Raw genomic sequence first — 21,838 nt, 5'->3', positions numbered from 1 at the left:
CTCTCCTCCTTATTCAATTAAATGTTCTAATCCATATACGAGCGTTTCTAGCTTCATCACCGTTTCAACAGAAAAACGAACACCTGACATAAATGATGAACGATGGAACGAATCGTGACGAATTGTCAATGTTTGTCCATCGCCACCAAAAATGACTTCTTGATGTGCTACAAGCCCCGGCAAGCGAACGCTATGAATGCGCATGCCGTCATATAAGGCTCCGCGCGCTCCTTCCATCGTCTCTTTTTCAGCTTCATGCCCTTGTGTGAATGAAGGACGCACTTGTTGAATGAGCTGCGCTGTTTTCAACGCTGTACCAGACGGAGCATCAAGTTTTTGATCGTGATGAAGTTCAATGATTTCTACGTGAGGAAAATATTTAGCCGCCATTTGTGCAAATTTCATCATTAAAATTGCACCAATCGCAAAATTTGGGGCAATAATTGCGCCAATTTTTTTCTCTTCAGCTACTTGTGTTAAACGTGTTAAATCATCTTCTGTAAATCCTGTCGTACCAACGACCGGGCGAACGCCGTAATGCAATGCGATTTCCGCATGACGTTTTCCGACTTCTGGCGTCGTTAAATCGATTAATACGTCCGCTTGCACTGTTTGCAAACATCGCTCTAAATCTGTAAAAATCGGGGCTTCAATCGCTGGGAAACCGTCAAGTTGTGCTAACGTTTTTCCTTCGTTCACTCGGTCTACAACAGCGACAAGCTCAAAATGTTTTGTATCATGAACGAGAGAAACGGCTTCTCTACCCATTCGTCCACGCGGGCCGGCAATAACAATTCGAATCATCTTCCCTCTTCCTTTCTTGTCCAACGATCGCGATCTCGCGTTTGAAATTTATGCATGACCGTATCATGCGCTTCTTGTAAATCGATATGTAACGAATTGGCCATACATATAAGTACAAACAATACATCCCCTAATTCTTCTTGAATCGTTTTTTCTCGTTCCGTTTTCTTTTTTGGCTTTTCACCATAGTGATGGTTCACTTCGCGAGCGAGCTCGCCTAATTCTTCTGTTAAACGAGCAAGCATTGCTAGCGGACTAAAATACCCTTCTTTAAACTGTCCAATGTATTCGTCAACTTCGTGTTGCATTTGCCGCATCGTTTTTTCCATTGTCTTCACCTCTTACATTCATGTTAGCTAAAAGTAGGGCATTTGACAAATGTTTTTGACGGGTGCAATCACATTCCTCTATAATAAAAAACGCAGTCATATTCGAGAGGTGAAGACGATGAAACTAAGAAATGTCGCATTTATTTTACTAGGATCTGCTATTTTTGCGTTTGGACTTGTCCACTTTAATATGGAAAATAAACTAGCGGAAGGCGGATTTACAGGGATTACCCTTCTTTTATACTTTTTATTTGGCATTGATCCTTCTATTTCAAACTTAGTACTGAACATCCCGCTGTTTTTTATCGGATGGAAATTGCTTGGACGGACGACGTTTTTTTATACGATTCTCGGAACAGTTAGTTTATCTGTATTTCTTTGGATTTTTCAACGATACGGATTTCACATTCCGCTCAATAACGACCTCACGTTAGCAGCATTGTTTGCTGGTGTGTTTATCGGGGTCGGTCTTGGTATTATTTTTCGCTACGGCGGAACAACAGGCGGTGTCGATATTATTGCGCGGCTCGTATATAAATATAAAGGCATTAGTATGGGAAAAACGATGTTTTTGTTCGACTCATGTGTCATTGTCCTCTCTTTACTGACGTATTTACCGTACCGTGAAGGCATGTATACGCTCGTTGCGGTGTTTGTCGGGGCGCGCGTGATTGACTTTTTGCAAGAAGGCGCATATGCAGCAAAAGGAGCGACCATTATTTCTGAAAAAAGCGATTTAATTTCAGAAAAAATTATGACGGAAATGGAGCGAGGAGTTACAATTTTAAAAGGAATCGGCTCTTACACAAAACGAGAACGAGATGTTTTATATTGCGTTGTAGCTAAAAATGAATTATCACGTTTAAAATCCATTATCACGTCCGTTGACCCATATGCATTTGTCGCTATTAGCGATGTGCACGATGTACATGGTGAAGGATTTACATTAGATGAAAATAAACAACCGCTACATGAATAAAAGCGTCCATCGACGGACGCTTTTATTGTTTATCTCTTACCATTTTTCTTTCTTTTTCTCCATGATATTTTCGCCATCCTACATACGTTAACGTCATAATGATCATACCACCGATAGACGTCATGACCCACCAAAGTGACGGAAGTGTCGTTTCTTTTTTTCCATCAGCAAACAAAGCTTGCAAATCATCTTCCATTTGTCGCAACTCTTTCATTCGCTCTGTTGCATGCAATTGACGAAAAGCAGGAGCTTCTAAAAGAGAAATGTGAGCAGATACACGTTGGACTTGTTCACGATCAGCGTTAATTTTTACGCTCGGTTCAATCAGTTGATACCGTTGTAAAAATTGATGAAATGCTTGTTGAAATAATTGTTCGTCCTCACGTTCCATCGCTTGCTTCATCTTTTCAAATGCTGACATGACAGCGTATTTCATTTCTTTCCAAAGCGGTTGATGTTTCGTGTGAACAGCATCAACAGCAAGCCGAAATTGTGTTAATTGATTGATTCGTTGTTCCATCGGTACACTCGATGTTGTGACCGCTTTTAATGCTTCTTCGTGCGTAGCTGTTAACACATATATGACATCCATGGAATGAATATCTTCACGAAATAACGCGAATTGTTTTTCAAAATATTCTAATAGCTGTTTCGCTTCTTGCAGGCGATCATTTTTTGTTAGCTGAAGCGCTTCGTCAGAAATTTGATCGAGTTTGTCCCACTCATGTCCGTTTGCATATACGGTATACGGAAATAAAGAAATGATGATAAACATCACGACGAATCGAATGCGCATCTCCTTGTCCCTCCTTACGATCTTACTATTGAATATATGATCGCAAAAAGAGACATAGACCTTGATTTATCGCCGGCGTGAAAAAATGTACGCCACCGCAATCGAAACGATGCTTAGCCAAAATGTAAAATAGCCGATTTGTAGCGTATATTGCGCCAACATCCGATATTGTGGCATCATCCCAAACACATAATCGATAACATCGTTATGCAATGTCCAAATTGCAGCGATCACAACATGAACAAACGACATGCGGTAATGTGGGGCATACAACAATGCTTGCACCGCCATGGCTCCATGCGATATCACGAGCATCCATCCTGCCCAACCGAGTTCTCCGGTCACAAAAAATACAAGCATGTTCATGACAACAGCCCAAATGCCATATTTCACGAGCGTAACAACCGCCAACGCTTCCATGAGCGGCCAATGCGTATGACGAAGCCACGCGATTACAACAAAAACAAAAAACAAACTCGCTGTTGGACTATCCGGGACAAACGGAAGAAAGATCGCTGGGGTTTCCGATAACTGCGGACCATACCATATATAACCATAAATTGTACCAATGACATTGACAATCAATAATAGCATTAAAAACGAGCGATGCACCAACCAATCACGTATGTATAACATGTATCAAACCTCCCATATGTACAAAAAAGCTGACTGATGTTCAGTCAGCTTTCACAAATTATTCTGCTTTTAAACCTGCAACGAACTCTGCAAGTTTTTGTAGTTCCTCATCTGTACCTTTGAAAAGACCACCAGGCATGCCACCTTGACCGTTTTTCGCAATATTAGCAATTTCTTCAGGAGATAATCCTGTGCCGACAAGAGATGGTGCAGCTGGACCACCTTGCAAGTTTTCACCGTGACATGTTAAACATGTATTTGCTTCTAAAATTTTATATCCTTCCGCATTTTTGTCAATTTCTACTTCTGCGCGAATTTTTCCTTGCTCAGCCGCTGCTTCCCAGTCGTGCGTGACGACAGATTCCCATGTTAAGAAAATAATTGCAGCAAGTGTAAGCAACATCATGCCGACAGCAACCGGACGCTTCGATGGGCGACGCTCTGGACCGCGATCTAAAAACGGCGCAAGTAATAACGCACCGAAAGCAAGTCCAGGAATAATAATCGCTCCAATAACGGTATATGGACCAGATGCAAATGAGTACTTTAACAGCTGATATAAGAATAAAAAGTACCAGTCTGGAAGCGGAATATAACTTGTATCTGTCGGATCCGCAATTCGCTCAAGCGGTGACGGATGCGCAACAGTTAAACATAAGAAGCCGATTAAAAAGACGGAGCCGACCATCCATTCTTTTAATAAAAAGTTCGGCCAAAACGCCTCAGTTTTCCCCGGATATTCGGAATAGTCTTTCGGAATGTTCGGCTTGCGCGTAGCGGGCACACGTGAATCGCCGACAAATTTCATCCCTTTTCCGCGATGCATATCGTTCCCTCCCTTATGCTAAATTTTACAGTGGACCAGAAATTCCTTGTTTCCGAATCATTAAAAAGTGTGCAGCCATTAATCCTAATAACGCTCCTGGCAAGAAGAAGACGTGAATCGCAAAGAAGCGCGTTAACGTTTGAGCCCCAACGATTTCATGATGACCTGCCAATAACGTTTTAATCGCTGGACCGATGACTGGTGTTGCTTCAGCGATTTGCAATCCTACTTTTGTCGCAAAGAGTGCTTTCATATCCCAAGGCAATAAGTAACCTGTAAAACCAAGACCCATCATTACCATAAAAATAAGCACACCGACGATCCAGTTCAACTCACGTGGCTTTTTGTAAGCACCTTGGAAAAATACGCGCAACGTATGTAAAAACATCATCACAATAACAAGGCTTGCCCCCCAGTGATGCATACCGCGCACAATTTGTCCAAACGCCACTTCGTTTTGTAAGTAATAAACAGATTCCCACGCGTTTTTAATATCTGGTACGTAATACATCGTTAAAAACATACCAGATAAAATTTGAATGACTGTCACGAAAAATGTTAATCCACCAAAGCAGTAAACAAATGCTGAAAAGTGATGTGCAGGGTTTACGTGCTCTGGCACTTCATGATCTGCGATATCGCGCCACAAAGGCGTAATATCTAACCGCTCATCAACCCAATCGTAAATCTTATTAAGCATGTATTACGCACCCCCTTGTGGTTTCGCTTTTCCTAAATACAACGTGCCGTCTTTCACTTCATATTCATAACGGTGTAACGGAGCAGTCGGTGGTGTATTCGGTACGTTCGTACCATCCTTTTCATACAAACCGTAATGGCAAGGACAGAAGAAACGGTTTGGATTACTTTTTTCACCGTTCCAGTTTACCGTACAGCCAAGATGGGTACAGACTGGTGAAAGCGCAATGATATCTCCTTTTTCATCTTTAAATACCCAAGCCGATCTTGGCTCTTCTGACTCGTACCACGCGTCTTTTACTTTTACTTTGAAGTCGAAGCGCTGTGGTTCTGTCGTAATGTCTTTCACTTGGGCAACCGCAACCATATCTTGCCCAGCTTCTTCTTTTAAGATCGGATCTAAGGCAAAGCGTACCATCGGTGATAAAATGCCAGCTGCCATAAACCCGCCTACACCTGTTAACGTGTAGTTTAAAAACTGCCGTCTTGACACGCGATGCTTCTTCTCGCTCATCGTTTTCCCCCCTCTATACGAAGTTAAGTCCATCCGGACGAATTGTTATAACACATATATAAAACTAGGACAACCTAATGATATATCATGTTTCCACCAAGGTCAATATAATGATAGTGTAAACGCTATCTAATTTTTTAACGTCCATTTCGTCACTAATGCATCCATCACTTGATCGACTTGTTGACGAACAACTTTTTGTTTATACCCTTCATCGACATGTTCAAGCGGAAGGGCTGGCACATAAACAAACGATTCATCCGCAATATCCGCATGCGAAGTCACAAAACATACATGTTGAAAACCCGCCTTTTTAAGCATGTTCGTCCATTCGTGCACACGCGCTTGTATTTGTTCTTGCACGAAATATGTGAGCGGCGGAAATAACATCACTCTCCCTTTAAACTGTCTTTCCACTTCATTCGCAATAAACAACGTATGCTCGCTCATTTCAGCAAACGCTTTCATATTTGTGCACCCAATCGGTATGCACGGAATGAGCGCTGTGTCAACATACTCTTTTGCTTGATCGTACATACTTACATCTTTTGCTGTCCATTTCATTCAAACCACTCCTTATGTTTCCATCTTACACGAAATGCATATGTATTTTTTTGAACATTTTGTGACAAATATATACACACTTAAAAGCGTTGCGAACCACGAGGTTAACGCAACGCTTTTAACTGTTCGGTCAGCTCGCGAAATTTTTGTTCATCTTGCTGATCAAGGGCCTCGTCAATTAACCGCATAATTTTTTGCCGTTGAAAATGTTGAATCGATTGATGAACGATTGTTTCTACAAGTTGTTCATCTTGTTTATTCACTCGTTTTGGCATGTACGGATTTTCTTCAAGGACCGCCACATATTGTGGTGAATGGAAAGCGCCGCGAAAGTTTAGTTGAATGAAAATATCTTCATCGCGGTTTAAACGAATGTCATGAAACGATTTTTCCGCATCTGTCGTAATGACACTTTGCTTATAAAATCGAAACGGTACATCGTCTACACAATGCGTCGACATCATCATGCCACGCGGACAATATTCCGCATGTTCCACAAAGTGCACTTTTTCCATGAGCGCATCATGACTAAGTAAATAGTTTAAAATCCATACACATTCACGCCGTTTTAATTGATAATTGTTTAAAAACCAGCGAACAAACTCTTTCTTCTCCCGAACGGAAACCATTCCCTTCCCCCCTTGCATTCCGAATGACATCTTCATTCAAATTGCAACATCAACTGGGCAATCTCTTCGTTTGTCGGATCAATACGCAATAGTTGTTCAAATATATCTTTCGCTCTTTCTCTTCTTCCCTCCTCAAATAAAAAGTAGCCAAAATCATATAAAAAGTTTGGATCATCTTTAAAAAAAGTATATGCCTCTTCATAATGATTTAATGCCTGATCATACATTTCAAGCCTTTGCTTCGCCTTCGCAAGCTCCCATTCAAATTGCGGATCGTATTCTCCTTGATCGATTGCTTGTTGGATGACATGCACAACGTCTTCATACCGCTCCTCATGAAACAGCAAACTCGTCTGTATAAACAATGCTTCTAAATAACCCGGATCAATGTCTAGCGCTTTTTCAATGTACATTAGCGCTTCCTCTCGTTTTCCGAGTTTTAATGCAATTTTCCCAGCATATACAAGCAACTCTTTATTCCATTCATCTATTGTTAATCCTTCTTTTGCTATTTCGTAACTTTGTTGTATATCTCCTTCTTGTTCATACGATTTTGCTAAAAATAAATAAAGGGGTACATACTCGCGATCGAGCGCTTTTAACTCACTGAATTTCGCAATAGCTGTTTTATATGCTTCCGCTTGATATGCAGTAAATCCGTATTGAAATAACGTGTGGGCATCGAAACGTTCATTTAATGCTTCCTCATAATAAGATAACGATCGTTCGAATTCACCAAGTAAGCTGTATGCTTCCGCTATGCGCTGGGCAATGACAGTGCCTGCAAGCGTTTTTGTTTTGTTAATGACTTGTTCATAATATAGCAAACTTTTTTGATATTGACCGGTCGTAAAGTATAACTCGGCTAACGCAAATTGAACGAGTGGTTCGTTCGGCATTTTCTCATATGCTTTTAATAGTTTTTGTTCACTTACTTCATCTAATCCTTGCATTTGATAAAGATCTGCCATTAACAAGCATGCGCGCACATAATATGGGTCATCTTTTTCTATGTCCATCAACAATTCGAGCGCTTCTTCTTCTTTATCCATTTCTGTATATATTTCTGCTAAAAAGAGTTGTAGTTCACGTTCGTCTGGATAACGTGTAAGCAACATACGAACGAGCGATTCCGCCTCTTCTAACAATCCCCACGAAAATAATTGGTCAGCTAACATATATCGCTCTTCATCATTTCCGTTTTGCTTCACTTGTTCGGCAAGTGCTAATGCGCGTTCAACATCACCTTGTTCAACGAGTTGAACGATTTGATCTAATGTCTTCATGAATCTCACCCTCATCATTCATATCATCACGCTTTATGATACCACCGAACAAATAACCATGCAAAAAAAGAAGCTGATCCATCATAGAATCAGCTTTGCAAGGCATGCAAATGTTCAAAAAATGCCGGATATGACACCGCAATCGCTTCGGGACGTTGGAGAGTGACGTTTCCTTTTGTGATGCATGCTGCGATAGCTAACATCATACCGATGCGATGATCACCATAGCTATCAACAATGACATCGTTCGCATAAAGCGGTGTTTTTCCGTGAATAACCATCCCATCTTCTGTCGCTTCGATGTGAGCACCAAGCTTTCGTAACTCGGATACGACCGTAGCAATACGATCTGTTTCTTTTACTTTTAACTCGCTTGCATCTGTAATGACGGTCGTTCCTTCTGCTTGTGTTGCTAAAAGCGCAATGATTGGGATTTCATCAATTAATCGTGGGATCATATCTCCTCCGATATGCGTTGCTTTCAACGTTGAAGTACGAACGGTAATATCGGCTACAGGTTCACTTTCTTCATGACGAACATTTTCAATCGAAATATTTGCCCCCATGTCTTTTAATACATCAATAATCCCTGTGCGCGTCGGATTCATTCCGACATGCTTTAATGTAATTTCACTATTTGGGACAATTGCACCAGCGACTAAAAAGAAAGCTGCGGAAGAAATATCACCTGGCACTTGTATATCAATCGCTTGAAGCGTTTGTCTTCCTGTGACGGAGACGCTTAATCCGTCGACATGCACGTCCGCTCCAAACGCTCTTAACATACGCTCAGTATGATCGCGCGAACGATGAGGTTCAGTAACTGTAGTCGTTCCTTCTGCATGTAAACCTGCAAGCAAAATAGCCGATTTTACTTGTGCGCTCGCAACAGGGGAATGATATGTGATTGGCTGGAGTTGTCCACCACGAATGGCTAACGGTGTATAGCGTCCTTGTTCCCTTCCATCGATGTGCGCGCCCATTTGTTTTAACGGTTTTGTGACGCGATCCATTGGTCGTTTCGCAATCGAATCATCCCCGATTAAACAAGCATGAAACGGACAAGCGGCTAAAATGCCTAACAATAAACGTGTCGTCGTCCCTGAGTTGCCGACATTTAATATATGTGTAGGCTCTTTTAAACCGGCAATCCCTTTTCCTTCTACAATCACTTCATTTCCTTGTTGCGTAATTTCTACACCCATTTTTCGAAAACAATCGATTGTACTTAAACAATCTTCACCTGTTAGAAAATTTGTCACCCGAGTTGTCCCTTTCGCCAGCGCACCAAACATAACGGCGCGGTGAGAAATCGACTTATCTCCCGGGATAGCAATCTCTCCTCGCAATGCATGAATATTTGTTTTTAATTCCATCATTCCACCCTCTTTTACACAACGTGCGTTTCATAGTTTGTATTTGCTTCAATACAATGCTTTGCTCGTTGACGGTCATCTTCTGTTTGAAAGCTTAAACGAAGCACACCATAAATATCTTCGCGCGTTTCAATAATACGGATGTTTGTAATACTAATGCGCGCTTTTGCCAAATAACCCGTAATTTCAGAAATAACCCCTGGATAGTCTGGCACATCAACATACAAATCGTAAAAAGAAGGAATCGCTCCTTTCGTTCGAACAGGCAACCCATCACGAAACTGTTTCGCTTCATGAAAATATTGATAAATGCGTTCGCTATCACCGTCAGCAACGTATGTGCGGATTTTTTTCATTTCCTCGATCCAACGATCAAACAGCTGCAGCAACTCCTCTTTATTATGTATGAAAATATCACGCCACATTTCCGGATTGCTTGAAGCAATGCGCGTAATATCACGAAATCCACCTGCCGCTAATCGGCTCACAAGTTCATCTTCTCGCTCATACTGCTGTGCTTGATGAACAAGGCTTGCTGCAATGATGTGCGGAAAGTGGCTAATGACGCCAGCAATGCGGTCATGCTCTTTCGGTGTTAATGTAACAAAATGAGCTTTCGTTCCTTCAAGCCAATGTTTTAGTCGTATGACATCTTCTTCTTTCACATGTTCCGTTGGTGTTAAAATGTAAAACGCATTTTCAAACAAATGCGCACGCGCAGCTGCCACTCCACTTTTATGCGAGCCGGCCATCGGGTGTCCACCGATAAACGTCGCTCCTTTTTCTAATAACGGCAATGCTTGTTTGACGATGCGCTCTTTTGTGCTTCCGACATCTGTTACAATGACGTTTGGGCGCAACGAGAGATGAACTAAGTCTCGAAGCAATTGCTCCGTTTGAACGACAGGGGCAGCAAGCACGATGACATCCGCTTCACATGCCCCATGAGCAAACGACGATACTGCTTCATCAATGACACCAAGCGAACGCGCCAAACGCAACGATTCGTCTGATACGTCATATCCGATCATTGTCGCGTTCGGATGCGCTCGCTTTATAGCAAGCGCAATCGAACCACCAATTAAGCCAAGACCCGCAATTAAAATGTTTCCTCGCAAAACTGCTCACTTCTTTCTTTCAACATGTTTGTTAAAACACGAATAATCGTTTCGTTTTGTTCCGGTGATCCGACTGTAATGCGCACAGCGGTTGGAAAACCGAGAGCGCATCCTGAACGAACAATGATGCCGCGTTGAAGCAAATACGTAAACACTTCGTCACCGCTAAAACCGAAATCAATTAAAATAAAATTCCCTTCCGACTTGTAGTAATGCAAGCTATGTTCATCACAAAATGTGTAGAATTGACTTAGCCCTTGTTTATTTTTTTGTGCACATTGTTCAATAAATGTTTGATCGTTTAATGCGGCTAATGCTGCCACTTGCGCCAGCCGAGATGTATTAAATGGTTCACGCGCTGGCTCGATTGCTTGTAAAATATGCTCGTGGGCAATGCCATATCCGATGCGGAGCGCTGCTAACCCGTATGCTTTTGAAAACGTGCGTAAAATCATCATATTTTCATATTGTTGAAGCAAAGAAACGGTATTTGGATAATCTTCCGCTTGCACATATTCATAATACGCTTCATCAACAACGACGAGCACATGTTTCGGTACTTTGTCCAAAAAGGCACGTAAAGAAGCGTCATTGACATACGTACCTGTCGGATTGTTTGGACTACAAATCCAAACGACGCGCGTATCGTCGTCGATCGCTTCAAGCATCGCTTCTAAATGATGATGTCCGTCTTGAAGCGGAATCTCACGCACTTCCGCACCTTCGATGATCGCATTATGACGATATTGCGGAAACGTCGGCGTAGCCATCACTGTATTCGTTCCTTTTTGTAAAAAGGCGCGACAAACGATTTGAACGACTTCATCCGAACCGTTTCCAAAAATAAGTTGTTTTTCATTGACGCCAACATGCTTAGCGAGCGCCTCGCGCAACGACCGGCTATATCCGTCAGGATACAGTGCTAAGTAATCAAGTTCTTTCATAATCGCCTGTTGAGCAAGTGGTGAACATCCGTACGGATTTTCATTTGATGCAAGTTTAATGACCGTTTCTAACCGATATTCACGTTTTACTTCTTCAATCGGTTTGCCCGGTTGATACGGTTTTAGTTGTTTCAGTTGTTGTTTGACTTTCATTTTTCCCCACCCTTTTTAATGGTTCAATAAGTGAAACGACATATTGAGAAAAAGCGATGAGCGCATTTGAGCGTGTATGCACATCGTTTAACTGATGTTGAAGCTGTTCAATTTTTTGTACAATGGCGCTGCCGATGACGATGCCATCACACACGTGTTGTAGTCGATCTACTTGTTCAGCTGTCGAAATACCGAATCCGACGACAACAGGGACACGGCTATATAATTTCACTTGTTTCAAAAATTCGTGCAATTCCGCCGGCAACGAATCCCGAATGCCCGTTACACCTAACGATGACACGCAATATAAAAACGATTGAGCTTGCGAGGCAATCATTGCGATGCGTTCATGAGACGTTGGGGCGACGAGCGAAATATAAGGAATTCCATATGTGTCACCTAATATTCTCATATGCTCGCTTTCTTCAAACGGTAAATCTGGAATGAGCACGCCGCTCGCACCGTTTTGTTGCGCTAAAGCAAAAAAGCGTTCTTCTCCTAATTGTAACACAGGATTGTAATACGTAAAGACAATAATCGGAATTTTTACACCTTTTTTTCGCATTTGGCCGATGAGTTCAAGCGCTCTTGTTAAGGTCATTCCATTTTTTAGAGCCCGGCTCGCTGCCCGTTGAATGATCGGACCATCTGCAAGCGGATCCGAGTATGGTACACCAAGCTCTAATATCGTTGCACCTGCCTGTTCAAGAGCAATAACTAAATCGATCGTCACTTCTTCACACGGATCGCCCGCCACGATAAATGGAATAAAATGTTTCATTACCGCTCATCCCCTTCCAAATAGTTCATCACCGTTTGCACATCTTTATCTCCTCTTCCTGATAAACAAACGAGAATCGTTTCATGTTTTGGGCGAAGGGGGGCGATTTGAAACGCTTTGGCAAGTGCGTGCGCCGATTCGATCGCTGGAATGATTCCTTCTGTTTCTGCAGTCATTTGAACTGCTGCAATCGCTTCTTCATCTGTGACACTTTCATAGCGAACACGACCGATATGTGCTAAATATGCATGTTCTGGTCCGACACCTGGATAATCCAATCCCGCTGAAATCGAATAAGGTTCCGTAATTTGACCGTGTTCATCTTGCAATACGTATGTGAGGGAGCCATGAATGACACCTTTTGTCCCTTTTGTTATTGTTGCAGCATGCTCAGTTGTATGCACACCTTTTCCGGCTGCCTCGACACCAATACATTCGACGTCATCCTCTAAAAATGGATGAAACATGCCAATCGCATTACTTCCACCACCAACACAAGCGATGATCGTATTTGGGAGTTTTCCTTCTACTTTTAACATTTGTTCGCGCGCTTCTTCCCCGATAATACGTTGAAATTCACGCACCATCATCGGATACGGATGCGGTCCAACGACAGAGCCAATCATATAAAAATGATCGTCACAATGCTCCACCCAATAACGAATCGCTTCGTTTGTCGCATCTTTTAGTGTACGATTGCCGCTTGTTACTGGAATGACTTGTGCACCAAGCAATTTCATACGAAATACGTTTAATGCTTGTCGCTTCACATCTTCTTCACCCATAAACACTTTACATTCCATACCAAAACGAGCGGCAACGGTCGCCGCAGCTACTCCGTGTTGACCTGCACCTGTTTCAGCGATAATTTTTCGTTTTCCCATTCGTTTCGCTAACAACGCTTGCCCAATGGCGTTGTTAATTTTATGAGCACCGGTATGGTTTAAGTCTTCACGTTTAAAGTACATTTTCGCCCCGCCTAATCGTTCTGTCAAGTTTTTTGCAAATGTTAAAGCGGTCGGTCGTCCCGAATATTCATACAAATGATGCATATATTCGGCATGAAACGAAGGATCAGCCAATGCTTCATGCAATTGGCGCTCTATATCAGCTAATGGACGCATTAATGTTTCTGGAACGAATTTTCCACCAAACATGCCAAAACGACCACGTTCATTTGGTAACGTCAACATCATTTCACCTTCTGTTCAATTTTGTTTATTTTTTTTTCGCTTTTTCTATCATTTTCTTCAATTCCACTACTGATATCGATCCCGAATGGTTCATATGCTAACAGCTGCTCAACGTTGTCTGGCGTAATACCTCCAGCGATGAAACAAGGCACACCTTGTTTATATGCTTCTTCCATGTATTGAGGAACATTACACCAATCAAATGAGATGCCTGTTCCTCCCCACGCTCCCTTTCGTCCGCTATCAATAACAAAACCGTCTGCAACGCCTTTCCATGCGCGCATATATGTCCACGCTTCTAGGTTGTGATGAATAACCTTCCAAACTGGAAGTTGAAACCTCTCTTTTAACTGCTGCACCGTCTGGACCGTTTCCATCCCATGACATTGAATAATGGATAATGGAACGTGCTCAAGAACGGAAGCAACGGAACAAACGGTTGGATGAACGAAAACCCCAACAATTTGTTTTGTTTCAAGTTGAACGACAGATAACCATCGTTTCACATCTTTCGGTTCGACTTTTCGCTTACTTTCTGCAAACACGAATCCGATATAGTCCGCTTTGCTTTTGGCAATAAGTTGCACATCTTGCAATGAACGATTTCCACAATATTTTAAAACGGTCATACATACCGCTCCCCAAACAATTCATAAATGGCCACATCGACAGCTGGCTTGCGCATAAATGCCTCACCAACGAGCATCGCATGGGCACCGGCTTGTCGTATCGTCTGCACATCGTCGTATGTGTGAATGCCACTTTCACTAACGATAATGCATGGAGGCAAAAGCGGAACAATTTGTTTTGTCACATGAAGCGATGTGTGAAACGTTGTTAAATCGCGATTATTGATGCCAATCACTTTCGGTGTGAAACGTTTTAAAATCGCTTCTACTGTTTTTTTGGTATGCACTTCTACTAAACATTGCAATCCCATTTCGTGCGCTTCTTCATATAATTCATGCAAAAAACTCGGATCAAGCGCTTCACCAATGAGTAAAATGGCATCTGCGCCAATGCGCACACTTTCGACAAGTTGTTTACGATCAATAATAAAGTCTTTACGTAAAATTGGAATTTGCACGTGTTGTTTCACTTGCGTCACGTATGACCGATGGCCAGCAAAATATTTTTCATCTGTTAAAACAGACACGACATCGGCACCTGCTTGCTCGTATGCGCGGGCAATATCAACGACATTCACATGTTGTCGAATGATTCCTTTTGATGGTGACGCTTTTTTCACTTCTGCAATCAATCCTAAAACGCGACGTGGCTTCGCTAAAGCGTCGTAAAACGAACGACGCGGAAGTTGTTCATATGTCTCTGGTAATTGTAACGATAAAACTTCTTCTCTCTTTGTTTGTAAAATGGCTTCAAGCATACATAGCACCTCGCAATCGCTGTAAATATGCATAAGCACGACCCGTTTCAATCGCTCGCTTCGCCATATCGACTCCTTCTTCAATATGTGATGCAACACCTGCAACATATAAAGTAACACCTGCGTTTAGTAAAACGATATTTGTCGCACTTTTATTTGCACGATTAGCAAACACGTGTTCAATGAGTTGCGCACTTTCGTTTACGCTATGAACGCATATATGAGACAAACAACCACGCTGTAACCCTACATCTTCTGGTGTAATGATGCGCTCAATGATATGGTCGTGTTTGAGTTCGATCAATTGCGTTGCCGCACTAATGCTGCATTCATCTAAACCGTCATCACTTGTGACAAACACGGTATGTTCCGTTCCGATTCGTCGCAACGCTTCAGCCATTTTGCGCGCATCTTTTTTATCATGTACGCCAATGACTTGGCGTTTCGGTTGAGCTGGATTGACGAGCGGACCGAGCAAATTGAATACTGTTCGCATTTTTAAACTTTGGCGAACAGGGGCAACATGCTTCATTGCCTCATGATAAAATGGAGCAAATAAAAAAACGAGCCGATGTGTACGTAACGCTTGTTTTGCTTCTTCTTCCGTTTTCGGCATTGGGATTAGGAAATGCTCAATGACATTCGCGCTTCCACTTGTCGACGACACCGCACGATTGCCGTGCTTTGCGACAGCAACATCGAGCGAAGCCACAAGCAAAGCGACGGCTGTCGAAATGTTAAATGTCCCTTTTCCATCTCCACCTGTTCCACACGTATCGATCACTGGTTCGTCGAAAGAAACCGTTCGCATACGTTCACGCATGGCCCGAATAAAGCCAACAAGCTCATCAACCGTTTCACCACGAAACCGCAACAAAACTAAAAAAGCAGCTACTTGTCTTTCATCCACTTCCCCGCTCATCATCGCATGCATCGCTTCATACGCTTCTTGTTCCGTCAACGTTTGTTGTCCAGCACATTTATGCAAAAACCGTTCAAACATGTCGCTTCCCCCTTTGAAATACGTGCTCTGCAAGCTGAATCGCATGAATTAAAGCGCTCGCTTTATTTCGTGTTTCTTTCCATTCCAATGCAGGCAATGAATCCGCAACGATTCCCGCCCCTGCTTGTACGTATGCTACATTATTTTTTAATACAGCTGTGCGAATCGCTATGCACGAGTCAATATTCCCGTCAAAACCAATATAGGCAACTGCACCTGCATACACGTTGCGCGCTGTCGGCTCTAGCTCTTGAATAATTTGCATCGCCCGAATTTTCGGTGCTCCGCTCACCGTTCCTGCAGGAAAAGCTGCGATAAGGGCATCAAGCGGATGAACGTCATCACGGAGCGTTCCCGTTACTTTTGAGATTAAATGCATGACGTGTGAAAACTTCCCGATTTGCATAAATTGTGGCGTACGCACCGTCCCATACATAGCAACGCGACCGATGTCGTTTCGTGCTAAATCGACAAGCATATAATGTTCCGCTCGCTCTTTCGGGTCATGAAGCAACTCGTTCATGAGCGCAACATCTTCTTGTTCATTTTTACCGCGGCGACGCGTCCCTGCGATCGGATCAATTTCAAGCTCCCTGTTTCGTACTTGAATGAGCTTCTCTGGGGAGCTACCGACGATGTGTTCTTCACCAATTTTTAAATAAAATAAGTATGGTGACGGATTTAATAAACGTAATAAACGATATAGCTCAAGTCCATGAATGGAAGTTTCAATCTCAAATCGTTGCGACAACACCGTTTGAAACACATCTCCGCTGGCAATGTACGATTGAATGTTTTCAACAGCTTCATAAAACATTTCGCGATCCATATTCGAACGAACTCGGTCAAATGAAACACATATATTTCGGTCGAACATCATATGTGCTTGTTCATCGTAGCCTTGAACCATTTGACGTGCTAGCTCATCGATTCTTCGGCAAGCTGCCTCATATTTCTCTACTTGTTTTTCTTCATCATCTGTTTCCGTTAAACGAACATAATGAATGAGTAATAACTCTTTTTTTATGTGATCAAAGGCAAAAAGTGATTCGCAGACGACAAAATGGACGATTTTCATTTGCAAATCGTTATACGCATGATACGGGACTCTCTCAATGTAAGAAATAAAATCGTAGCTTATATAACCGACAGCTCCTCCACGAAACGGGACGTCCAATGATAACAGTTGAACGTTTAAGTGCTGTTGCATCGTCACAAACGCTTCTTGGATTGTCGCCGTACACGCGAGCACTTGTTGCTTTTCTTTCACAAAAAATTGTTTACCATCATCGCTTTCAATCGACATAAACGGGCGAATGCCGATAAACGAATAGCGCGACCAAGGGGACATATCGTCTTTGCTCTCAAGCAAAAACGCCGCCTCATCACGTAACGCCACAAATAGCTGTATGGGTTGAAACGTATCTGCAAAAAAACGGCGCACAATCGGAATCGTTCGAAACCGGGAAGCTGTTTGTAAAAATGTAGCTATATTCATGATCGTTCTCCTTTCTTGGAGAATGAACATGAGGGGGAAACAAAGAGGAAAGTAAAAAAGCCTAAAGACGAGCGGCCTTTAGGCGTACGTATCCTAATGATCCTCTGCTCCGCTCTCACTCATTCTCTACTCTACTCAACTCTTACTCTACTCAACTAACTTATAAACCATCATATTATATGTCTGACTTTTTTGTCAACTTTAAATCTGGGCGAAGTTGGATAGCATCGCGTAAATATACGTGATGCATATCTTGTTGCGTTCGATTTGTATGTACGGTCATCATGACGCGAATACATTTTGGTAACGCGTGTGGAACGTTAATTTCACGCATACACATGACGGGCACATACGTCCAGCCGTCCAGATGACGCAACGCTTTTGCTGGAAACGTAGCGTTTAAATCATCGGTCATCGAAATGAGTACCGATACGACGTCTTCTGCTTTCACATCGTTTTGCTGTATCATTTCCGTTAACAATCGCTTCGTTTCGTCTATAATTTCTCGTTCATCGTTATCGCTCACAGTCGTTGCCCCGCGAATCGCTCGAATCACACTTTCCTCCTCCTTCTTCAGCGAACACGTATAGCCATTGTAGTAATTGCTCATCATCTATCCGCTCTACACATACCGTTCCAATCTCTTTCATTAACACCATACGCACCGTTTGATCTTTCGCTTTTTTATCTTGTTTCATTTTTTCGAGCAACCGTTCAGGTGATACGTGCGATGGAAGGGATGTTGGAAACCCGTAATGTTTAAACAGCGTTCGAAAAGATGAATAAAAAAGCGGTTGTTTGTAAAAATGTTCGCTTACAAAAATGGCAAATAGCATACCAAGAGCAACCGCATCTCCGTGCGTCATCACCCCATAACCAAGTTCACTCTCTAGCGCATGACCGAGCGTATGACCAAAGTTTAAATGAGCGCGAACACCGTGCTCTTTTTCATCTTTGGCGACAATAGCCGCTTTAATTTCAATTCCTTTTTGAATCGCGTATTGCAAACGGTCACCACGTAAATCATCGAGTTTTTGCACATTCGCTTGTAACCAGCCGAAAAAAACACGATCATAAATTAAAGAGTGTTTAATAATTTCCGCAAAACCTGACCGCATTTCCTGTTCTGGAAGCGTATGAAGCAAAGAAATATCGTAAAAAACGAGTTCAGGCTGATAAAAAGCGCCAATCATATTTTTTCCGAGCGGATGGTTAATAGCCGTTTTCCCACCAACAGCACTATCATGCGCTAGCAACGTCGTCGGCACTTGAACGAATCGAATGCCACGCATATATGTCGCTGCGACAAAACCTGCTAAATCCCCAACGACCCCTCCGCCAAGCGCAATGATTAATGAATCACGATCGAGACGGTTTGTTAATGCTGCTGTATGGCACGCGTAAAACTGTTCAAATGACTTCGCTTCTTCTCCACTTGGAATAATATGAGTATACACACGGTCATATGTTTGACGAAGAGCTTGTTGCACATCAGCTAAGTAAAGCGAAGCGACTGTTTCATCTGTAATGATAAGGACAGCTGTCACATGTGGACAAATACGATCAATCATGCGATCTATCATATGCAATAATTCATTCCCAATGACAACTTCATATTGTTTCGACGACGTAGCGATGTGAATGCGTTTCATCATTAAAACTCCTTTGCGTACCGGCGCATGTTTTCAACATTCTCTATAATGAGATCGATGCGATCTTGTCCAAATTGTTCGACAATGGCATTGGCAACTTCCCATGCTACAACAGCTTCCGCAACAACGCTTGCGGCTGGAACTGCGCAACTATCTGAACGTTCAATGCTTGCTGCAAACGGTTCTTTCGTTTCAATATCGACACTCATGAGCGGTTTATATAATGTCGGAATCGGCTTCATGACTCCGCGAACAACGATCGGCATGCCCGTCGTCATCCCGCCTTCAAATCCGCCAAGTCGGTTTGTTTTGCGCGTATATCCCGTTTCTTTGCTCCATATAATTTCATCGTGCACTTCGCTGCCAAAGCGACGTGCAGCTTCAAATCCGATGCCAAACTCAACGCCTTTAAAGGCATTGATGCTAACAATCGCAGCAGCGATTTTTGCATCTAACTTCCGATCATAATGAACATAGCTCCCAACGCCTACCGGAACACCTTCAACAATGACTTCAACAATTCCACCAATCGAGTCGCCTTTTTCTTTCGCTTCATCAATTGCGGCCATCATCTTTTTTTCCGCTTCCGCATCAAAACAACGAACAGGAGATTGTTCTGTCACTCGTTGCAACTCCTCAAGCGATGTATATGCGGTATTTTCCGCCTTTACCCCTCCAATTTCAACGACGTGGCTTGCGATGCGAATACCTAATTCCGATAAAATGCGCTTCGCTACCGCTCCAGCTGCTACGCGCACCGTTGTTTCACGCGCCGAGGAACGCTCTAATACGTTGCGCATATCACGATGACCATACTTGATCGCCCCGTTTAAGTCAGCATGTCCTGGACGTGGGCGCGTCACTTTTCGTTTCACTTCTTCTGTATCACTAGCGAGCGGTTCGATCCCCATAATGTTCGTCCAATGTTTCCAATCGCGATTTTCAACAACGAGCGTAATCGGAGAACCGAGCGTTTTCCCGTGACGAACACCGCTTAAAATCTTTACTTCGTCTTTTTCAATTTGCATGCGTCGCCCACGACCATACCCTTTTTGCCGACGAGCTAACTCTTCGTTAATATGCTCCGCCAAAAGCGTCAATCCGGCCGGGACACCTTCAATAATTGTTGTTAATTGTGGACCGTGAGATTCACCAGCTGTTAAGTATCGCAATTCCCTCTCTCCCTTCATCTCTTTAAAGCGATTATGTATGAATATAGCACATTTTTTCTACGGACGTAACCCCTTAATTGCACAGAAAGCGACCTGGCTCGGCCGCAACTACATTTTTCGATAAAAAAACGTATCTTCCACTTCAAAACCGTATGCAGTCGGATTAAAAATTTGTTCCGTACTACCAACGAAAAAAATTCCCCCAGGACGAAGGGCGCGATTAAATTTTAAGTACAATTCATGTTTTGCTTCTTCTGTAAAATAAATAAGCACGTTGCGACAAACAATTAAGTCGAAATTTGTATCAAACGGATCGGCAAGCAAATTATGCTTTTTAAACGTGACCGCTCGTTTAATATCATCGATAATTTTATAGTGAGCTCCTTCTTTAACAAAAAATTTTTTCTTCACGTCTTCTGGCACTTCTTGAAGAGACCTTTCCATATAAATGCCAAGCTTCGCGCGCGCCATGGCGTTATCATCAATATCCGTCGCTAATACAGACACTTGCGATAATGGCATAAATTTAGACAAAATAATTGCTAACGTATACGGTTCTTCCCCAGTTGAGCAAGCGGCACTCCATACTTTTAATCGTTTGTTTTTTTCAAGAAGTTTCGGAATAATTTTTTTCTCTAACACTTCCCATCGTTTTGCATTCCGGAAAAATTCAGATACGTTGATCGTCATGCGATCTAAAAACTCATGAAACAACGCTTGATCATGATTCATCGCCCGAAAAAATTCATCGAAATTTTTAAATCCTTTTTTTTCGTAAAGGGAAGTTAATCGCCGTTTCATTTGCGCTTCTTTGTATAGCGCTAAATCAATGCCTGTTTTTCGTTTCACGTTTGCAATAAATTGTTGATAATCACTCATTCTAAAAACTCCTCTTCCTTTTCTTTCATACATACAGTATAACGAAAATGTGAAAAAACGGGAATAAAAAAATAAAGATAGGCATGCGCCTACCTTTTTTAGTATATCCACTCGTTCATTAGCTTGTTGTAAGAAACGAGTTCTTCTTCTTTGAAAAATAGTTGAATTTCGCGTGCAGCGCTCTCTTTGGAGTCAGAGCCGTGAATGATGTTTTTCCCGACCGTTAGGCCGAAATCACCGCGAATGGTCCCTGGCAACGCTTCCTGTGGGTTTGTTTTTCCCATCATTTGACGAGCTGTTGCGATGACGTTTTCGCCTTCCCATACCATCGCAAATACTGGACCGGACGTAATAAATTCAACGAGCTCACCGAAAAACGGACGCTCTTTATGCTCTGCATAATGTTGTTCAGCAAGCTCGCGCGATACTTGCATCAACTTTGCACCGACAAGCTGAAAACCTTTGCGCTCAAAACGAGCAACAATATCACCGATGACACCACGCTGTACCCCATCTGGTTTGACCATTAGAAATGTTCTTTCCATGACGAATTCTCCACCCCTGATACGTTATGTATTGGAAATGATTCCTTTGCAATTATATCATCTTACATATAAATT

The 21,838-nt window shown here is 42.5% G+C and carries 25 protein-coding genes; 1 reads left to right on the top strand and 24 read right to left on the bottom strand.

All coding sequences use genetic code 11. The features are described from left to right. Window positions 1-9: 9 nt before the first annotated feature. Together dapB and HNR43_RS08860 are read right to left on the bottom strand one after the other, a co-directional pair. A complete protein-coding gene (gene dapB / locus HNR43_RS08865) occupies window positions 10-804 on the bottom strand; it encodes a 4-hydroxy-tetrahydrodipicolinate reductase (protein ID WP_183243122.1) in 795 nt (264 codons plus the stop codon). After that, window positions 801-1,133: a nucleotide pyrophosphohydrolase gene (locus HNR43_RS08860; protein ID WP_032099866.1), complete on the bottom strand. Its 333-nt coding sequence runs from the start codon at window positions 1,131-1,133 to the stop codon at window positions 801-803. Before HNR43_RS08860 ends, dapB begins: the two co-directional genes overlap by 4 nt. Before the next feature lie 118 nt (window positions 1,134-1,251). On the opposite strand from HNR43_RS08860, the gene HNR43_RS08855 reads away from it, so the two are divergent. After that, entirely contained in the window at window positions 1,252-2,112 is an 861-nt protein-coding gene (locus HNR43_RS08855; protein ID WP_183243120.1) for a YitT family protein, read from the top strand. Between the two features lie 22 nt (window positions 2,113-2,134). Here the strand turns inward: HNR43_RS08855 and ypjB are convergent, their stop codons facing one another. From ypjB to ndk, 22 genes are all read right to left on the bottom strand, one after another. Further along, a complete protein-coding gene (gene ypjB / locus HNR43_RS08850) occupies window positions 2,135-2,908 on the bottom strand; it encodes a sporulation protein YpjB (protein WP_183243117.1) in 774 nt (257 codons plus the stop codon). 66 nt (window positions 2,909-2,974) lie between these two features. Next, complete coding sequence (gene lhaT, locus HNR43_RS08845) at window positions 2,975-3,544, bottom strand: lipoprotein heptaprenylglyceryl N-acetyltransferase LhaT (RefSeq protein ID WP_183243115.1); 570 nt, start codon at window positions 3,542-3,544, stop codon at window positions 2,975-2,977. A gap of 58 nt (window positions 3,545-3,602) precedes the next feature. Further along, window positions 3,603-4,370 carry a menaquinol-cytochrome c reductase cytochrome b/c subunit gene (locus HNR43_RS08840; protein ID WP_183243113.1) on the bottom strand — a complete coding sequence of 256 codons (768 nt, stop codon included), beginning with the start codon at window positions 4,368-4,370 and terminating at the stop codon, window positions 3,603-3,605. A 25-nt stretch (window positions 4,371-4,395) separates the two neighbouring features. After that, a complete protein-coding gene (qcrB, locus tag HNR43_RS08835) occupies window positions 4,396-5,070 on the bottom strand; it encodes a menaquinol-cytochrome c reductase cytochrome b subunit (RefSeq protein ID WP_006319468.1) in 675 nt (224 codons plus the stop codon). Between the two features lie 3 nt (window positions 5,071-5,073). Continuing rightward, window positions 5,074-5,583 (bottom strand): Rieske (2Fe-2S) protein, encoded by a 510-nt coding sequence (locus HNR43_RS08830; protein ID WP_183243111.1) that lies wholly within the window; start codon window positions 5,581-5,583, stop codon window positions 5,074-5,076. Window positions 5,584-5,712: 129 nt separating this feature from the next. After that, a complete protein-coding gene (locus tag HNR43_RS08825) occupies window positions 5,713-6,147 on the bottom strand; it encodes a YpiF family protein (protein WP_183243110.1) in 435 nt (144 codons plus the stop codon). Window positions 6,148-6,251: 104 nt separating this feature from the next. Then, window positions 6,252-6,776, bottom strand: a complete 525-nt coding sequence (locus HNR43_RS08820; RefSeq protein WP_183243108.1) for a ReoY family proteolytic degradation factor — start codon at window positions 6,774-6,776, stop codon at window positions 6,252-6,254. A gap of 32 nt (window positions 6,777-6,808) precedes the next feature. Then, window positions 6,809-8,062 (bottom strand): tetratricopeptide repeat protein, encoded by a 1,254-nt coding sequence (locus tag HNR43_RS08815; protein ID WP_183243106.1) that lies wholly within the window; start codon window positions 8,060-8,062, stop codon window positions 6,809-6,811. Between the two features lie 89 nt (window positions 8,063-8,151). Next, window positions 8,152-9,438 (bottom strand): 3-phosphoshikimate 1-carboxyvinyltransferase, encoded by a 1,287-nt coding sequence (gene aroA / locus HNR43_RS08810; protein WP_183243104.1) that lies wholly within the window; start codon window positions 9,436-9,438, stop codon window positions 8,152-8,154. Between the two features lie 14 nt (window positions 9,439-9,452). After that, window positions 9,453-10,556: a prephenate dehydrogenase gene (locus HNR43_RS08805; protein ID WP_183243102.1), complete on the bottom strand. Its 1,104-nt coding sequence runs from the start codon at window positions 10,554-10,556 to the stop codon at window positions 9,453-9,455. Continuing rightward, a complete protein-coding gene (gene hisC / locus HNR43_RS08800) occupies window positions 10,538-11,653 on the bottom strand; it encodes a histidinol-phosphate transaminase (RefSeq protein WP_183243100.1) in 1,116 nt (371 codons plus the stop codon). The genes HNR43_RS08805 and hisC overlap by 19 nt, the downstream gene beginning before the upstream one ends. After that, window positions 11,595-12,434: a tryptophan synthase subunit alpha gene (trpA, locus tag HNR43_RS08795; RefSeq protein ID WP_183243098.1), complete on the bottom strand. Its 840-nt coding sequence runs from the start codon at window positions 12,432-12,434 to the stop codon at window positions 11,595-11,597. Before trpA ends, hisC begins: the two co-directional genes overlap by 59 nt. After that, window positions 12,434-13,627 carry a tryptophan synthase subunit beta gene (trpB, locus tag HNR43_RS08790; RefSeq protein WP_183243096.1) on the bottom strand — a complete coding sequence of 398 codons (1,194 nt, stop codon included), beginning with the start codon at window positions 13,625-13,627 and terminating at the stop codon, window positions 12,434-12,436. Before trpB ends, trpA begins: the two co-directional genes overlap by 1 nt. Continuing rightward, the gene (locus HNR43_RS08785; protein WP_183243094.1) at window positions 13,627-14,256 is read right to left on the bottom strand and encodes a phosphoribosylanthranilate isomerase; all 630 of its coding nucleotides are present in this window, start codon (window positions 14,254-14,256) and stop codon (window positions 13,627-13,629) included. The genes trpB and HNR43_RS08785 overlap by 1 nt, the downstream gene beginning before the upstream one ends. Then, window positions 14,253-15,014 carry an indole-3-glycerol phosphate synthase TrpC gene (gene trpC / locus HNR43_RS08780; protein WP_183243093.1) on the bottom strand — a complete coding sequence of 254 codons (762 nt, stop codon included), beginning with the start codon at window positions 15,012-15,014 and terminating at the stop codon, window positions 14,253-14,255. Before trpC ends, HNR43_RS08785 begins: the two co-directional genes overlap by 4 nt. Continuing rightward, complete coding sequence (gene trpD, locus HNR43_RS08775; protein WP_183243092.1) at window positions 15,007-16,017, bottom strand: anthranilate phosphoribosyltransferase; 1,011 nt, start codon at window positions 16,015-16,017, stop codon at window positions 15,007-15,009. The genes trpC and trpD overlap by 8 nt, the downstream gene beginning before the upstream one ends. Then, entirely contained in the window at window positions 16,010-17,515 is a 1,506-nt protein-coding gene (gene trpE, locus HNR43_RS08770) for an anthranilate synthase component I (protein WP_183243090.1), read from the bottom strand. Before trpE ends, trpD begins: the two co-directional genes overlap by 8 nt. 175 nt (window positions 17,516-17,690) lie before the next feature. Then, entirely contained in the window at window positions 17,691-18,071 is a 381-nt protein-coding gene (aroH, locus tag HNR43_RS08765; RefSeq protein WP_032099881.1) for a chorismate mutase, read from the bottom strand. Continuing rightward, window positions 18,031-19,170, bottom strand: a complete 1,140-nt coding sequence (gene aroB / locus HNR43_RS08760) for a 3-dehydroquinate synthase (RefSeq protein WP_183243088.1) — start codon at window positions 19,168-19,170, stop codon at window positions 18,031-18,033. The genes aroH and aroB overlap by 41 nt, the downstream gene beginning before the upstream one ends. Next, window positions 19,170-20,339: a chorismate synthase gene (aroC, locus tag HNR43_RS08755; protein ID WP_183243086.1), complete on the bottom strand. Its 1,170-nt coding sequence runs from the start codon at window positions 20,337-20,339 to the stop codon at window positions 19,170-19,172. Before aroC ends, aroB begins: the two co-directional genes overlap by 1 nt. 108 nt (window positions 20,340-20,447) lie before the next feature. Then, window positions 20,448-21,218 carry a CheR family methyltransferase gene (locus HNR43_RS08750; protein ID WP_183243084.1) on the bottom strand — a complete coding sequence of 257 codons (771 nt, stop codon included), beginning with the start codon at window positions 21,216-21,218 and terminating at the stop codon, window positions 20,448-20,450. A gap of 98 nt (window positions 21,219-21,316) precedes the next feature. Next, window positions 21,317-21,763, bottom strand: a complete 447-nt coding sequence (ndk, locus tag HNR43_RS08745; RefSeq protein WP_032099885.1) for a nucleoside-diphosphate kinase — start codon at window positions 21,761-21,763, stop codon at window positions 21,317-21,319. Window positions 21,764-21,838: the final 75 nt, after the last annotated feature.

The organism is Anoxybacillus mongoliensis (genome assembly GCF_014201515.1).
GTDB lineage: Bacteria > Bacillota > Bacilli > Bacillales > Anoxybacillaceae > Anoxybacillus > Anoxybacillus mongoliensis.
The sequence above is the reverse complement of the archived record's forward strand: the minus strand, read 5'-3'. Positions and strand labels throughout refer to the sequence as shown.

Excerpts from the sequence above, each read along its gene's own strand:
- dapB (WP_183243122.1), bottom strand. The coding sequence starts at position 804 with ATGATTCGAATTGTTATTGCCGGCCCGCGTGGACGAATGGGTAGAGAA.
- HNR43_RS08860 (WP_032099866.1), bottom strand. The coding sequence starts at position 1,133 with ATGGAAAAAACGATGCGGCAAATGCAACACGAAGTTGACGAATACATT.
- HNR43_RS08855 (WP_183243120.1), top strand. The coding sequence starts at position 1,252 with ATGAAACTAAGAAATGTCGCATTTATTTTACTAGGATCTGCTATTTTT.
- ypjB (WP_183243117.1), bottom strand. The coding sequence starts at position 2,908 with ATGCGCATTCGATTCGTCGTGATGTTTATCATCATTTCTTTATTTCCG.
- lhaT (WP_183243115.1), bottom strand. The coding sequence starts at position 3,544 with ATGTTATACATACGTGATTGGTTGGTGCATCGCTCGTTTTTAATGCTA.
- HNR43_RS08840 (WP_183243113.1), bottom strand. The coding sequence starts at position 4,370 with ATGCATCGCGGAAAAGGGATGAAATTTGTCGGCGATTCACGTGTGCCC.
- qcrB (WP_006319468.1), bottom strand. The coding sequence starts at position 5,070 with ATGCTTAATAAGATTTACGATTGGGTTGATGAGCGGTTAGATATTACG.
- HNR43_RS08830 (WP_183243111.1), bottom strand. The coding sequence starts at position 5,583 with ATGAGCGAGAAGAAGCATCGCGTGTCAAGACGGCAGTTTTTAAACTAC.
- HNR43_RS08825 (WP_183243110.1), bottom strand. The coding sequence starts at position 6,147 with ATGAAATGGACAGCAAAAGATGTAAGTATGTACGATCAAGCAAAAGAG.
- HNR43_RS08820 (WP_183243108.1), bottom strand. The coding sequence starts at position 6,776 with ATGGTTTCCGTTCGGGAGAAGAAAGAGTTTGTTCGCTGGTTTTTAAAC.
- HNR43_RS08815 (WP_183243106.1), bottom strand. The coding sequence starts at position 8,062 with ATGAAGACATTAGATCAAATCGTTCAACTCGTTGAACAAGGTGATGTT.
- aroA (WP_183243104.1), bottom strand. The coding sequence starts at position 9,438 with ATGGAATTAAAAACAAATATTCATGCATTGCGAGGAGAGATTGCTATC.
- hisC (WP_183243100.1), bottom strand. The coding sequence starts at position 11,653 with ATGAAAGTCAAACAACAACTGAAACAACTAAAACCGTATCAACCGGGC.
- trpA (WP_183243098.1), bottom strand. The coding sequence starts at position 12,434 with ATGAAACATTTTATTCCATTTATCGTGGCGGGCGATCCGTGTGAAGAA.
- trpB (WP_183243096.1), bottom strand. The coding sequence starts at position 13,627 with ATGTTGACGTTACCAAATGAACGTGGTCGTTTTGGCATGTTTGGTGGA.
- HNR43_RS08785 (WP_183243094.1), bottom strand. The coding sequence starts at position 14,256 with ATGACCGTTTTAAAATATTGTGGAAATCGTTCATTGCAAGATGTGCAA.
- trpC (WP_183243093.1), bottom strand. The coding sequence starts at position 15,014 with ATGCTTGAAGCCATTTTACAAACAAAGAGAGAAGAAGTTTTATCGTTA.
- trpD (WP_183243092.1), bottom strand. The coding sequence starts at position 16,017 with ATGTTTGAACGGTTTTTGCATAAATGTGCTGGACAACAAACGTTGACG.
- trpE (WP_183243090.1), bottom strand. The coding sequence starts at position 17,515 with ATGAATATAGCTACATTTTTACAAACAGCTTCCCGGTTTCGAACGATT.
- aroB (WP_183243088.1), bottom strand. The coding sequence starts at position 19,170 with ATGATGAAACGCATTCACATCGCTACGTCGTCGAAACAATATGAAGTT.
- HNR43_RS08750 (WP_183243084.1), bottom strand. The coding sequence starts at position 21,218 with ATGAGTGATTATCAACAATTTATTGCAAACGTGAAACGAAAAACAGGC.
- ndk (WP_032099885.1), bottom strand. The coding sequence starts at position 21,763 with ATGGAAAGAACATTTCTAATGGTCAAACCAGATGGGGTACAGCGTGGT.